Source organism: Ferroplasma sp. (assembly GCF_031200575.1).
In the GTDB taxonomy this organism is placed as follows: domain Archaea; phylum Thermoplasmatota; class Thermoplasmata; order Thermoplasmatales; family Thermoplasmataceae; genus Ferroplasma.
Genome location: NZ_CP133597.1, coordinates 682,586 through 696,007 on the forward strand (window position 1 = coordinate 682,586; position 13,422 = coordinate 696,007).

Annotated in this window: 12 protein-coding genes; 10 read left to right on the plus strand and 2 right to left on the minus strand. The window is 40.3% G+C overall.

All coding sequences use genetic code 11. The features are described from left to right. The 5 genes from RE471_RS03865 (at position 1) to RE471_RS03885 (ending at position 6,096) form a co-directional block, all read left to right on the plus strand. A complete protein-coding gene (locus RE471_RS03865) occupies positions 1-1,350 on the plus strand; it encodes a cytosine permease (RefSeq protein WP_309215472.1) in 1,350 nt (449 codons plus the stop codon). Beyond that, the gene (locus RE471_RS03870) at positions 1,340-1,771 is read left to right on the plus strand and encodes a dCTP deaminase (protein ID WP_309215473.1); all 432 of its coding nucleotides are present in this window, start codon (positions 1,340-1,342) and stop codon (positions 1,769-1,771) included. Before RE471_RS03865 ends, RE471_RS03870 begins: the two co-directional genes overlap by 11 nt. Before the next feature lie 67 nt (positions 1,772-1,838). Then, positions 1,839-2,357 (plus strand): nicotinamide-nucleotide adenylyltransferase, encoded by a 519-nt coding sequence (locus RE471_RS03875; RefSeq protein ID WP_309215474.1) that lies wholly within the window; start codon positions 1,839-1,841, stop codon positions 2,355-2,357. 116 nt (positions 2,358-2,473) lie between these two features. Beyond that, the gene (locus tag RE471_RS03880; protein ID WP_309215475.1) at positions 2,474-4,804 is read left to right on the plus strand and encodes a DNA polymerase domain-containing protein; all 2,331 of its coding nucleotides are present in this window, start codon (positions 2,474-2,476) and stop codon (positions 4,802-4,804) included. Positions 4,805-4,863: 59 nt separating this feature from the next. Next, positions 4,864-6,096: an MFS transporter gene (locus RE471_RS03885; protein ID WP_309215476.1), complete on the plus strand. Its 1,233-nt coding sequence runs from the start codon at positions 4,864-4,866 to the stop codon at positions 6,094-6,096. Positions 6,097-6,098: 2 nt separating this feature from the next. Here RE471_RS03885 and RE471_RS03890 read toward each other — a convergent pair whose 3' ends face one another. Further along, positions 6,099-7,556 (minus strand): phenylalanine--tRNA ligase subunit alpha, encoded by a 1,458-nt coding sequence (locus RE471_RS03890; RefSeq protein WP_309215477.1) that lies wholly within the window; start codon positions 7,554-7,556, stop codon positions 6,099-6,101. Positions 7,557-7,696: 140 nt separating this feature from the next. Here RE471_RS03890 and RE471_RS03895 point away from each other — a divergent pair, with 140 nt between their 5' ends. The 5 genes from RE471_RS03895 to RE471_RS03915 are packed head-to-tail and all read left to right on the plus strand — an operon-like array spanning position 7,697 to position 13,069. Next, a complete protein-coding gene (locus RE471_RS03895; protein WP_309215479.1) occupies positions 7,697-9,517 on the plus strand; it encodes a PINc/VapC family ATPase in 1,821 nt (606 codons plus the stop codon). A 30-nt stretch (positions 9,518-9,547) separates the two neighbouring features. Beyond that, a complete protein-coding gene (locus RE471_RS03900; RefSeq protein WP_309215480.1) occupies positions 9,548-9,928 on the plus strand; it encodes a DUF302 domain-containing protein in 381 nt (126 codons plus the stop codon). A 32-nt stretch (positions 9,929-9,960) separates the two neighbouring features. Continuing rightward, on the plus strand, positions 9,961-11,478 hold the full coding sequence (locus RE471_RS03905) for an oligosaccharide flippase family protein (RefSeq protein WP_309215481.1): 1,518 nt from the start codon (positions 9,961-9,963) through the stop codon (positions 11,476-11,478). A gap of 29 nt (positions 11,479-11,507) precedes the next feature. Further along, positions 11,508-11,834, plus strand: coding sequence for a methionine--tRNA ligase subunit beta (gene metG, locus RE471_RS03910; RefSeq protein WP_309215482.1), 327 nt, complete (start codon positions 11,508-11,510; stop codon positions 11,832-11,834). Next, positions 11,834-13,069, plus strand: a complete 1,236-nt coding sequence (locus RE471_RS03915) for a replication factor C large subunit (RefSeq protein WP_309215483.1) — start codon at positions 11,834-11,836, stop codon at positions 13,067-13,069. Before metG ends, RE471_RS03915 begins: the two co-directional genes overlap by 1 nt. Positions 13,070-13,077: 8 nt before the next feature. Here RE471_RS03915 and RE471_RS03920 read toward each other — a convergent pair whose 3' ends face one another. After that, positions 13,078-13,356: a hypothetical protein gene (locus RE471_RS03920; protein WP_309215484.1), complete on the minus strand. Its 279-nt coding sequence runs from the start codon at positions 13,354-13,356 to the stop codon at positions 13,078-13,080. Between the last annotated feature and the right edge of the window lie 66 nt (positions 13,357-13,422).

Below are 13,422 nucleotides of genomic sequence, written 5' to 3' on the forward strand. Positions count from 1 at the left end.
ATGCATTTTGAGAAGAAGGACGGTGTAAATCCTCAATATGCATACGGGGAATTCGATCCTGTCCCATATGACATGCGGAAAAATAATTCTTCAGAACTTTTTACCATATGGTTTGCCTCCAACCTGACTGTAGGGGATTTTGCCATCGGGTTTATACCGGTACTGCTTGGCCTTAGCATCCAGATGGCCCTATTTTCAATGATCCTCGGCAGTATAATGGGGTCTCTCCTGGTAGGGTTTATGTCAAAAACAGGCACGCTTACAGGGCTTCCCCAGATGATACTGGGGAGGCGTGCCTTCGGGAAGCATTTTGGCATATTCATGACAGGACTTCAGTGGCTAAATACACTGGGCTGGCTTACAGTTAATCTTATACTTGCATCATTTGCCTTTTCACTGGCTTTCCATATACCCTATTATGAAATTTCAATACTTGCCATGGCGGTTGTAATATTCCTGATATCTAATTCGGGAAGAAAGGCCATTTCGTATTTTGAAAAAACAATGTCACTTGTGCTGGGAATTCTGTTTATCTTTATAGTAGCCAATGCCACTTTCCATGCAGGCGAACTTTATGCATATAAACCCATGTATTATGGTTTCGGTGTAGCATTTGGAATAACACTTGCAACGTCATTTTCGTATCTTATGTCATGGGGCCCCTATGCTGCTGATTATTCCCGTTACAACAAAACCAGGAACTCGTTTATATATACCTTCAGTGGTGGGCTTCTGGCTACTGTATGGGCTGAAATTGCGGGACTTTTAGTGGCAATAATGTCCCTGAATCCATCTGGAAACCCGGCAGGCGATCTCAGCTCTGTCCTTGGGTCTTACGGGGTTATAGGGCTATCTGCGATCTTCCTGGGAGGAATAGCTGCGGATGCCATAAACCTCTACTCAAATTCAATATCACTGAAAAGCACAGGCCTGAATCTAAGAAGGATATACACTGTTGCCACAGGGATTATTATAGCAACAGTGCTATCCATAATACTCTATACCAGATTTTATTCATTTTATGAGGATTTCCTGTTCCTGCTTGACTACTGGATAACTCCGTGGCTCGGAATAATGATTGCCGATTTTTTCATAGTGAATAAAAATAATGCATTCAATTTCAAATCCATACCGGGATTCAATGTTTCAGGAATATTTTCATACTTTATGGCCCTGGCAATTTCCATACCATTCATGGACCCGGGAATAATTTATGAGGGCGTTATATCAAAATTATACCTGGGCGGTGTTGATATAAGCTATTATATATCCTTTATTCTGGCACTTTTACTGTATCCACTTATGAGAAAAATAATTAATAGATTCAATATACACATACATGCTGAATGACGTGGAAATATCATCCCTAATTATGCAGGGAAAACTGATCTCAGAAAATTATGAACCTGATTGCCTCACACCTAATGGTTACGATCTGCGCGTTGGTGATCATACAAATGAAACCGTAGAGAAAAATAAGTTATTCTTTATTTCCAGCATGGAACTTTTGAATATGCCAGATAACATAGTGGCCTCCCTTTATATAAAATCCAGATACTCCAGACACGGCATATTCTCCTCTTTTGGCTTTGTGGATGCTGGATTCTCCGGAAATCTTACAATGGCCTTCTACAATTTCGGCGAGCCAATTGAAATTCGGGCCGGCATGAAGTTTGTACAGATAGTCTTCCACGAAATAAAAATGCCGGAAAAAAATTATGCCTCCAGATCCGGGAATTTCCAGGGAAGCCGGGGCATTAATCGAGGGTAATGGAATGGCCATATGCAATATCAGTATAATCATAAAGATTTATTTATAGAATCCCGATTCAGGTTAAATGAAGGCTTTTATCATAGGTAGATTCCAGCCGTTTCATAACGGGCATCTGGCCATAATAAAACATATACTGGAGCATAATGATTATGTGGTTATAGGCATAGGCAGTGCACAGCTCTCGCACACAATAATGAATCCATTTACCGCCGGTGAGCGTTATCTCATGATACTCAATACCCTTGAGAATAGCGGCATATCAAATTATTATATTGTTCCAATAGAGGATGTTAACTCAAATCCCATGTGGGTTGCACATGTCGAATCACTGACACCTCCATTTCACAGGGTTTATACCAATAATCCCCTGGTACGCCGCCTCTTCTATGAAAAGAATTACGAAGTCCTTTCCATGCCCATGATGAATAGGGCATCATGGTCGGGCACAAAAATCAGGCAAAAAATACTTAATGGGGGGGACTGGAAGCCAGACGTCCCTGAAACAGTGTACAATATAATGAATGATCTGGACGGTATCAACCGCATAAAGGATTTGTCCAGGACGGATGAAGACCCTATATAGTCTGTATTACTGTTTTTAAATACGTTTATTAGGACATTATATTATGCCATTATCGTTGTCCTGATTATGTTAAAAATAGGACAAAAATATATATTGATTTAAAATACTATACATAAATGAAAATTAAAATGAGAATTGTTGCAGCCTCGTACAGGCAGAGTGATGTAACAGTGGAACTTTATGGGCGCACAGAGGAAGGTGAATCAATAACTGCCCTTTATTATGGGTTCAAACCATATTTCGATTATGTTGAACCTGACGATGATTGCATTAAAACTATAGAGCATAACCCTGAGTTTATAAGAATGGAAGATAAAAATCTATTTCTTGATGGTAAAAACGTCAGGGTGAAGCGCATATACATTAAATCCCCGTGGAAGGTTCCAGAACTAAGAAAAATATGCTCTTGCCAGGCACTTGCAGCTGATATACCGTTTCACCACAGATTCATATACGATTTTGATCTCGGCTCCACAGTAGAAATAGAGGGGGAATCTGCAGATTCAGAAAAGGGCAATTACACAACAGACCTGGTTGTTAAAATCAAGGAAGTTAAAAAAACAGATGATTTCAACCCTCAGCTGAAGATATTCTCCTTTGATATTGAGAATTCCATATCAACCAGAGAAATTTTTGTAATAGGATATTCCATATATTTCAAAGGAAATATAACAGAAGGTGCACTTACCGGGAAGGAGCCTGAAATCCTTGAAAAATTCAATAAACTTGTACAGCAGGAGGACCCTGATTTGATTACCGGGTACAATATAGACGGCTATGATATGCCACTTCTGGAGGAGAGGATGAAGTTTAATAGAATCCAGTTCAGAATTGGAAGGGATTTTATTCCCCCAAGAAGGATAATGGACCAGTACTGGAGGCTTCATGGAAGGGTAATAGATGACACATGGTGGGAGGTGAGAAAGGTTCTGCACCCCAAGCATGAGACTCTCAATTATGTTTCACATCTGCTTCTAAATGAGGGAAAGGAAAATGTAAACAGGCTCGATATAGAAAATGAATGGGCACAGAGGCCTGATGATGTAATTAAATACTGCATCAAGGATGCAAGGCTTGCCCTCCTGATATACAGGCAAATAAGGATACTTGACAGGAATTTATACCTGTCAACAGTTTCCATGCTTCCCCTGGATGATGTTACAAACGGTGGAACAAGCACATATGTGGATTCTCTCCTAATAAGGCGGGCGGACCGTGAAAATATAGGGGTCCCAATGAGCTCATCAAAATTCTCCAATGATACATACGCTGGGGGCTACGTCCATACCATGGATCCTGGGCTATTCGATATGATTGTTGTGCTGGATTTTAAAAGCATGTATCCTTCCATGATTATAAAGTACAACATTTGCTTCACAACCCTCAGCAGTGATGGAACCATTGTTGCCCCAAATGGTGCCAGGTTCCTCTCGGCCGATGTAAAGAAGGGGCTGATACCAGACCTTCTGGAGCAGCTAATGAAGAAGCGTGACGAGGTCAAGAGGCAGATGAAAACGGATAAGGCCAACTATGAATATCTTGACGGGCTTCAGGCCGCAATAAAGGTTCTGATGAATACCTTTTACGGAGTGCTGGGAACATCCTTCTACAGGTTCACAAACAGGGAAATAAGCAGCGCCATTACTGCTTTCGCCAGAAATACAATCACATCAATTATAGACGATCTCGAAAAAACTGGGAATAAAGTGATTTACGGGGATACAGATTCAATATTCATAGAATCTGGAAAGAAAACCCTGGAAGAAGCCATAGAGTATGGAAACAAACTGAGCCAGGAAATATCAGATAGGGAAAAGCTTGTCCTTGAATTTGAAAAAATAATGGATCCGTTATTCTCCCATGGTGCCAAGAAAAGATATGCTGGAAAGATTGTTTATCCACCTTCATCATCAGGTGAAATCCTTGTAAGGGGATACGAAACAAGGAGGACAGATTCCTTTGACCTTCAGAGCGAGGCCCTCTCAAAGGTATTTGATCTAATACTGTCAAGGGACGTGGAAGGGGCCAAAAAATATGCCGAGGATCTTATACAGGAGGTTAAAGATGGGAAGATTGATACCAGCAAGCTGGTAATATCAAGAAGTGTAAAGAATTTTTCGCAGTATAAGAATGCAGATTCAATGGCCAACGTAAATGCTGCAAAGAAGCTTATTGACAGGGGAGAAACGTTCATTCCAGGCATGAAGGTTTCGTGGATAGTGACGGATGCTGGCAAAACACCACAGGGTGTGGAGCCATTCATAGATGGACAGGAATTTCAGTATACCCCGGACTATGCATATTATTCTAAACGGCTTCAGGAGACCCTCAACAGGGTGCTGGAAAGCCTGGACAAGGAGGTAACGGTATTCAAAAACCCGCAGAGTAAAATTACCGACTCTTTTCAGGAGAAACCGGCAAGAAAGAATATAGAGGATTTCTTTTAAATAATTAAGCAGTAAATGATTTAGTAAAAATATATATACGTTTTTCCACTTAACTTAAAATGAAGGATACCAGAAAATCTTTAGTATATACATCATTAGGTCATTTTGCAAATGATGGCAACTTTTTACTTTTTCCAACCCTGATAGCGTATTACAAGGTTATACCACATGTAAGCATAGCGTTTCTTGGGGTCATGGCCATAATTTACAATCTGCTTTCGGGACTGCTTGGACCATCCATAGGGAAGCTGGCTGACAGGATAGACCGTGACGGGCTGCTTATTTTCGCCGGTATATTTATGGAGGCTGTTTCAGCAATATTATTTGGAACGGTATTCCTGTATAGGGCCGATGCAAATTACATAATACTTGTTGCTTCTGTTGTTCTGGGGGCAGGCCAGGCATTCTATCATCCCATTGGAGCATCAATACTGGCGTTTACATACGGAAAAAAAGAGTCATCCACTGCAATGGGTATTAACGGGTCCTTCGGGAGCCTGGGCAGGGCACTTATCCCATCTGTTCTTGTTTATTCCATGCTGTTTTTCGGTGATTTCCGGGGCCTTGCTATCATCGCCATTTATACCTTCATAGCTGCATTTATTATTTTCGGAGGCCTGAGTTTCTTTAAAAGAAGCAAATATATAAAGGTAGACAGGGAAAAACACCGCAGAAATACGGTTGAGGATAAGGCATCCCGGGCTGAGTATGCGAAATATAGCAGATTTCTCTACATACTTACTGCAATAGTTTTCATAAGGGCATTTTTCCTTACAGGAACTGTGACATTTACCCCGGATTATTTTGATAACGTATTCCACTCAAAGATAATCATGGGAGATATAGTTACAATCAGTTTCCTTGGAGCCGTATTCGGGCAGCCATATTTCGGAAGGGTTGTGAGAAGATACGGTGGCAAATTTACCATTGCAGTCACAACCGTTGCATCCACGGTATTTTTTGGTTTGATGCTAATAACCGATAATGTATATCTGGTGACAGTTATATACTTGCTATATGCAGTATTTGCATTTACAAGCTTTCCTGTGCTTCTTGGCTATGTTGCACAGACAATTCCACAGAAATTCTCAACACGATCAAATGCCCTGGTATGGAGTTTCGGCAACATAGTTGGTGGCGCCATAGGGATAGCCATTATAACACTTTTGCTGTATGTCCATGTATCTCTCTACACGTCCCTGATTATTATGCTGGTATTTTCAGTAATATCCATAATAATGCTTCCACTCCTGCCATCGCAAAATAAATTAGAGGAAGCCACAGTTTCGTAAATTTAAAATTTTATTTTATAATTTTTTAGCCAGTCCAGATCGCTGTTGTATATTTCACGGATGTCATTCAGGCCATAGTATAACATTGCAAGCCTTTCCAGCCCCAGGCCGAACGCCAGTACAGGTGACCTGAGACCCATGGGCCTTGTAACCTCTGGCCTGAATATTCCCGATCCCCCCAGTTCTACCTCCCTGCCGTTTATATCCACTGCTACGTCCATGCTTGGTTCAGTGTATGGGTAATATGAGGGTATCAACCTGATATTATCAAATCCGAGCCTTGAATAAAATTCCCTCAAAAGCCATTTGAGTGTAGACAGATTGACGTTTGACCCGTAAACTGCTCCCTCTATCTGATACAGCTCTGAAAGATGTTTCCAGTCAACACTCTCATGCCTGAAAACCTTCTCTATAGAAAATACGAATTGTGGGCTGTCCCTGTGATTGTACAGGTATCTAACTGTATTAACAGTAGTATGTGTTCTGAGAATAAGCTTTCTCGCCTCATCCTCTGACCATTTATAATCCCATCCACTGTACTTACCGTAACCCTTTTCATGAACTTTTTTCACCATATCCAGTATCTCAGGGTTTTCAAATTCAAATTCCCTGCCGGTGTTTACATAAAAGGTATCCTGCAGGTCTCTGGCCGGGTGGTCTTGAGGAATAAATAACATATCCATGTTCCATCCTGTATACTCTATAAAGTGGCCATGCATTTCCGTGAAACCCATCTCCAGAAATATTTTCCTCACATTCTCTATTAAATACGTCAGTGGATGCAGCCCTGCACCGTTGATTTGCTCTACACGTGAATTGAGGTCATATGGCCTGAATTTCCTGTTTTTCCATTCGCCTGAGGAGATTATTTCGGGAGTCAATACCTCCAGATAATCATTTTGTTCGTATCCCGCCAGGGCAGCCCTGCCCTGTTCATTTATGTTTATTATCCGCCTTGTTGCCCTGTGCCTTGTAACAAGCCCCCTGTGCATGAACATCTCCAGCATTTCATCTCCAATTTTATCTCCATTTTCAATCCCGGAAAGTGCTTCCCTTCTGGATTTAAATTCTTCAAGGAATGGTCCCTCCACGAATTCCAGTGTTCCATTTACGGGCTTTATGCCCATCCTAGTTATGTTTGCCATTGCTATCTTATAATCACTGCCGAGATCATTTTTCAGTTCTTCAAGGGTGCATTTATTCTTCTGCATCAACAGCCTGTAAAGCCTCTCCTCTGGAAATCCATGATCAATATATTTACGGCCCTCGTCGCTCACGGAATATGTACTATAGTTGTCTTTATTTACATCAATTAGCCCCTTGAACTCAAGATATGATACAGCACTGGATTTAATCCGATCATCCAGGCCGGCATTAAATGAGTCCTCAGGCACATCTTTCTTATCCTTTATATAATCCAATACCCTGTACTCATTCACGCTAATTTCAGTTTTTTCCATTATACCTTGAATAACAGATGCATTAAATAATTTTTCAATGCCATTATTTTCCTGTATAACCATAAACATTCTAAAATCATTGAAAATAAAGGTTTCTTAAAAATTAAAATTATTTAAATAATAATAGACAATTATCTAATGTGGATTACGTACCAGATACATCTGTAATAGTCAGTGGGAAATTCAGGGAATACATAGCCGGAAAAAGTGATGTAAGGGTCATTCTCTCGGAAGCTATGATAGCAGAAATAGAGCATCAGGCAAATGAAGGAAGGTCCATAGGCTTTACTGCCCTGGAGGAACTCAAAAAGCTCAGGGAGCTATCCAATACCGGCAAAATATACATAGATTTTATGGGAAACCGCCCTATGGAATGGCAGATAAAAAATGCACACAGCGGTGAAATTGATAACATAATAAGGAATATAGCACTGGATAATAATGCAACACTGGTAACAGGGGATCACATCCAGAGTATAATTGCCTCAATAAAGGGAATCAACGTTGTATATATAAAAGGCGAGGAAAAAGACGTCAAGGATATTCAGGAATTTTTTGATGAATATACATCATCCGTGCATTTAAAGGCAGGGATGAAACCACTCATAAAAACAGGAAAACCAGGGGAGGTCGTACTGAAGGAACTTGATTATATTGTATCCTATGATGAGCTGGAAAAAATTGCATATAATATAGTACAGCGTGGAAAATTCGAGGACCAGTCATTTATTGAAATGGACATGTTCGGTGCCACAGTTATACAGCTCAAAAACCTTAGAATAGTCATAACAAGACCCCCATTCTCGGATATAATGGAAATTACTGCTGTAAGGCCTGTTGTAAAAACCTCAATTGAGGACTATAAACTGGACAAGAAGATTATGGACCGCCTTCAGAATAAGGCATATGGAATACTTGTTTCAGGTTCTCCCGGTGCTGGAAAGAGTACATTTGTTACCGCACTGGCTGAATATTACGCCTCAAAAAACAAAATTGTCAAAACCATGGAAAAGCCGAGGGATTTGCAGGTTAACGATAATATCACCCAGTATACAACACTGGAAGGAGATATGGAGAAAACCGGGGATATCCTTCTGCTGGTCCGGGAAGACTACACAGTTTTTGATGAAATGAGGGTAACCTCAGATTTCAAGGTTTATTCAGACTTGAGGCTTGCTGGAGTTGGAATGATAGGTGTGGTCCATTCGACACGTGCGGTGGATGCTATTCAGCGTTTCGTAGGCAGGATAGAACTTGGCCTTATACCGCAGGTGGTGGATACAGTCCTTTTCATAGAAGGTGGAAAGGTTGCACAGGTTCTCACCACAGATTATGAAATCAAGATTCCTTACGGGCTGAATCAGGAAGACCTGGCAAGGCCGGTGATAGTTATAAGAGATTTTCTGAAAAACAAACCTGTTGCTGAGATTTATACTTTCGGTGACCAGGTTGTTGTGATACCTGTGGGAGATGAAAAAACAGGTCAGAACCCACTATTCGCACTTGCTGCGGCCAAGATAAGGGATGATATGATGCAGCTTCTTGATACAGATCATGTTGATGTTCAGGTAATGTCAGAGGGAAGGGTAACCATAAAAGTTCCTGATGCCAAGATACCTAAGCTCATAGGCAGGAAGGGTGAAACAGTAAACGGGCTGGAAAAATCCTACGGACTGAAGATTGATGTGGATACCCTGTCCGATGATGCAAATGTAATGCAGGATGCCATAATAGAGATTAAAAATAAAACACTGTTCATAGATGTTGGGTCCAGGAACCGGCCTGTCAAGCTCTACGTTGATGGGATATCCATACTTTCTGCAAGAAGCTCATCAAAGGGGATGATTAAACTCAGGCTCAACAGTGACACTGGAAGCACAGTATATAAATATATTAAACAGGGAAAGAAGCTTCAGTACATGATCATGGAGGAACCAGAAATAAATAAATCTGCTAAATGAAGTTTAAATATTTTTCTGTAATATACAAACATGTATTCATATGAAAAAACATTCAATGCGGATGCCGAAGAGATTTTTGGAAAGGTACATAAATTGCTAAAGGAGGCTAACTGGCTTATACTTTCATATGTGGATGTGAAAGAGGTATTTACAAAGATGGATAAATCAATTGACCCATATTATATACTTGATGTTTGTTATCCTCCAGCTGCTGTTGACCTCATACATGACAATGAGGACATAGGCGCGTTTATACCGTGCAAAGTTGTCCTGATCCAGCACGGCAAAAGCACAAGGCTCATAATGCCAAAACCATCTGTACTTTCAAAGGAATACCTTGATACCGACGGAAAGGTTGCAGAAAAATATGAGACAGCATTAATAGAATTACTGGATAAAATAAATTCATAAAGTTTATTCGATGGAATTTATATGCAGTTTAAGTGATTGCTAAAAAGTCCCCACTGCTCATTTTCGGGCAGATTATAAATTCCCTTTTCGGTTATATAGGCCTCTTCTTTATTATAAGGTTTGTAGGATTGGAGGCATGGGGCTTCCTCAGTTTTTCCCTGGCCTTTATAGGTGTCCTGAGCATAGTAGGAGATCTGGGCTATGGGACTGCCCATCTTAGATTTCTTTCCTCAGGGGAATATGAGGAGGGCCAGTGCAACGGAACCTTCCTGACTGTAAGGGCAGTTCAAACATTTATTACAGTTTCCATTGTGCTGCTTTCCCTTTTTGTGTGGCTTGATGTACTCCACAGGGGCTTCCAGAGCAATGTGGAGATATATACAATTATACTTCTGCTACCATATTTCTTCTTTAACAGATTGAAGGATGTACCAAATATATACTTTAACTCAAAAATGAAATCCGCCCGTATGTCCATACCACAGATTACGGAGGCAATAGTGAGAAACTCTCTTTTCATTATTCTGGGAGCTGTATACTTTCTGAAAATACCCGGTTACAATACTGTAAGTGCCGCCGTAATCATGGCAATAATTTACAGCTTTTCATACTTCCTGTACTTTATAATATCATTCATGTTCGGGCGACCCTGGAAATTCAGCAGGCCATCAATGAAACTTTTCAGGGCATATACAAAAATAGCATATCCGCTTGCACTTGCCTCAATAATAGGAAGCGTGAGCGGGAACATAGACAAGGTTCTCATAGAATTTTACTGGCATGCAGTTGCAACAGGGGCATTTGCAAGCCTGCAGAAAATAACCGGTCCAATTACCACATTTGCCGGAACCATCAGTGTATTTTTTATACCGCTTCTCATGCGCAGCTCTGATCACGAAAAATTCAAGGGCGACGTCTCCTCATTTGAGAGGATAATATCACTATTTATCCTCCCTGCAGTCATTATTTTCATAGAACTGAGAGTTTATGTGGCAAATTTGTGGTCCGCTTCTCTCATACCATATTCAGATATCCTTATATTCCTCTCCATTTCCGCATATCTGGTTGCCATTAACGCTGCATATTCCTCGAGCCTGGTGGCCCGCGGACTCACCAGGAGAATTGGGGAAATAACCGTCATTGCACTTATCATAAATATAATATTTGATCTGTTGCTCATTCCACCATCAGTATTCGGCATTACATTTCTCTCACTGGGAGTGCTGGGTGGTGCTGTAAGTACATTTTTGGCAATGCTATTTGAAACAGTTGCCTACCGCCTCATTGTCATGAGGGCAGAATCCATGAAGCCAAATATAACAATATTTTATCAACTTCTGCCGGCATCCGCCCAGTTTATATTCCTGTATGGTGTTACCTATTATATACCAGTATACAGGATTATACTTTTCCTGCCTGTGGCCGCTGCATCCATTGTCATCTTCCTGGCATTTGCCATTCTAATCAGGCAGATAACCCTCAGGCAGGTAATCGAATTCATAAAGGCATTAAATCCATTTTCCTTTAAAAAGACATTCCGTAATGAATAAGTTTATATTTAATCGCTAAAATACAGGTTATGGAAGAGATAAGCATAGATGAGTTCCATAAACTTGATATCAGGGTAGGCAGGGTAGTTGAATGTGAAAAGGTAGAAAAATCAAGAAATTTATTGAAAATAATAGTTGATCTTGGAGAAGAAAAGAAGCAGATCATTTCCAGCATATCAAATTACTATACGCCGGAGGAGATGATGGGAAAACAGCTAATTATCCTGAACAATCTGGAGCCGGCCAAATTTATGGGCCTGGAGAGCCAGGGTATGCTTCTGGCTGTGGAAGATGATAATGGCGTTTCCCTCTTAAAGCCTGACAGGGAAATGGCCCCGGGAACGCGGGTACACTAATGTCATTTGCTGATGATTACAGGCCTGGGGATATAAATGCGCTGATACTCAGTAACGAGGCAAGGGAGGCAATGATTTCGTGGATTAATTCCTGGATTAACCACTCCGAAACAAAAAAGGCCTTAATACTCTGGGGGCAGCAGGGCATCGGAAAAACCAGCACTGCCTATGCACTGGCAAATTATGCCGGTCTTGGCATCATAGAGATGAACGCGTCCGAACAGAGAAATAGGGAAAATATGAAAAAGGTGGCTCTAATGGCCTCCGAGTACAGGGACCTATTTGATGAAAATACGAAGATGCCGGATAAACTTATACTGATTGATGAGGCAGACAATATCTTTGAATCAAGAAATAAATCAACGGGTGGCGACTCTGGTGGAATATCAGAATTGCTTGACATAATTAAAAATACAAAAAATCCCGTTGTAATAACCATGAATGATTATTATGCATTCAAGGCAAAAAACAATGCCAGGGAAATAATATCCCGCTCACTGGACATTGAAATGACTCCTTATAGAAGAAAAAATGAGGTCAATTATAAAAACTTCAGGCATTCAGTTGAACAGGTTTTAAAGAAAATAGCAGGAAATGAAAAAATAGCAATAACCGATATGCAAATAGATGATATTATAAAATCAAATGAACCGGACATCAGGGCCATGATTAATGACCTTTACCTGTACAAAGTTCATGAACATGATTATGGCACCAATAGCAGGGATACATCAGAATCCATATATTACCTCACATCAGACACATTCCGGACATCAGACTATGACTCACTGGTTCGTTCATTGTCCAGAATGGATGAGGATACAGATTTTTACATGAAATGGATAAATGAAAATATAGGATACGAGTACAGCGATACAGAGGACCTGGCAAATGCATACGACCTCCTATCCATGGCAGATGTTTACTATGGCAACAGGTTCAGGGATTTCTCGCTGGATAACTACGCTAAGGAGGTAACAGCCGGCATCTCACTGGTGGTTAAGGCAAAGAACAGCCATTATGTAAAATACAATTTCCCGTCATACATAAAAAAGCTCGGAATGAGGAAGAAGAATGCAGAAATTTTCAATAATACCATGTTTGCTGGGCGCATGGCCTCCATATCACATACTTCCATATCAACAATTTCGAGAAATATGTGGTTTTACAATATTATAAAAAGGAAAGATAAGAAGATGTATTCATTAATCTCCTCAATACTGGATACAAAATAATTGCCATTTCATGGATGCACCGGATTATTAACAATGCTGTCCATACAGGACTTGCATTTTTTTATGGTTCCGCTTACAGTTATTATCTTCCCACCCTTTTTTTCTATTATGTCACAAACGGTTTTTTTATTCATCTGGTTACACATCAATATGGAAAAATTGTTGTTTCTGTATTTTCTTTTTACCTGATAACAGTTATATATATACCTGTCATTTTTTTCGGCATCGGATTCCCATAATACCAGTATGTATCTCTTTCTTATAACAGATCCTTTCAACAATACCATATATTCCCTTACTATTTTGATTTTATTGTTAAATGCCAGTGCAATAAACCATAGTTTATGTATTGA

Excerpts from the sequence above, each read along its gene's own strand:
- RE471_RS03865 (WP_309215472.1), top strand. The coding sequence starts at position 1 with ATGCATTTTGAGAAGAAGGACGGTGTAAATCCTCAATATGCATACGGG.
- RE471_RS03870 (WP_309215473.1), top strand. The coding sequence starts at position 1,340 with ATGCTGAATGACGTGGAAATATCATCCCTAATTATGCAGGGAAAACTG.
- RE471_RS03875 (WP_309215474.1), top strand. The coding sequence starts at position 1,839 with ATGAAGGCTTTTATCATAGGTAGATTCCAGCCGTTTCATAACGGGCAT.
- RE471_RS03880 (WP_309215475.1), top strand. The coding sequence starts at position 2,474 with ATGAAAATTAAAATGAGAATTGTTGCAGCCTCGTACAGGCAGAGTGAT.
- RE471_RS03885 (WP_309215476.1), top strand. The coding sequence starts at position 4,864 with ATGAAGGATACCAGAAAATCTTTAGTATATACATCATTAGGTCATTTT.
- RE471_RS03890 (WP_309215477.1), bottom strand. The coding sequence starts at position 7,556 with ATGGAAAAAACTGAAATTAGCGTGAATGAGTACAGGGTATTGGATTAT.
- RE471_RS03900 (WP_309215480.1), top strand. The coding sequence starts at position 9,548 with ATGTATTCATATGAAAAAACATTCAATGCGGATGCCGAAGAGATTTTT.
- metG (WP_309215482.1), top strand. The coding sequence starts at position 11,508 with ATGGAAGAGATAAGCATAGATGAGTTCCATAAACTTGATATCAGGGTA.
- RE471_RS03915 (WP_309215483.1), top strand. The coding sequence starts at position 11,834 with ATGTCATTTGCTGATGATTACAGGCCTGGGGATATAAATGCGCTGATA.
- RE471_RS03920 (WP_309215484.1), bottom strand. The coding sequence starts at position 13,356 with ATGGTATTGTTGAAAGGATCTGTTATAAGAAAGAGATACATACTGGTA.